Source organism: Runella sp. R0.1_18 (assembly GCF_057652155.1).
In genome coordinates this window covers 1-575 of sequence record NZ_JBYFCK010000091.1, presented here as the reverse complement: position 1 = coordinate 575, position 575 = coordinate 1, and the positions used below count along the sequence as shown (strand labels likewise).

General features: G+C 52.9%; 1 protein-coding gene. It reads right to left on the bottom strand.

Going from position 1 to position 575, the window contains the following annotated elements:
• The coding region (locus AC23P2_RS31185; RefSeq protein ID WP_487776805.1) for a fibronectin type III domain-containing protein at window positions 1-575 on the bottom strand (575 nt) is incomplete at both ends.

Below are 575 nucleotides of genomic sequence, written 5' to 3'. Positions count from 1 at the left end.
CTACTGGCCGTCGCCGTCAAGCCGCTCGGCGGACGAGGAATCGTTATAGGCGGCGCTTGCGTGGTAGCGTCTGCCACGTTGGTATAACTACTTGCTCCTGCCGAATTATTGGCCCGAACGCGGTACCAATAACGCGTCGAAGCGTTCAAGCCCGTGTTGGAATAGGTCGTAGTATTCGCGCCTACTTCCGCAATTTTGGCAAAATTCGTCCCGTCAGTACTGCGTTCTATTTCAAATCCCGTTTCGTCCGAAGCATTGTCCGTCCACGACAAATTGATTTGACTACTACTACTGGCCGTCGCCGTCAAGCCGCTCGGCGGACGAGGAATCGTTATAGGCGGCGCTTGCGTGGTAGCGTCTGCCACGTTGGTATAACTACTTGCTCCTGCCGAATTATTGGCCCGAACGCGGTACCAATAACGCGTCGAAGCGTTCAAGCCCGTGTTGGAATAGGTCGTAGTATTCGCGCCTACTTCCGCAATTTTGGCAAAATTCGTCCCGTCAGTACTGCGTTCTATTTCAAATCCCGTTTCGTCCGAAGCATTGTCCGTCCACGACAAATTGATTTGACTACT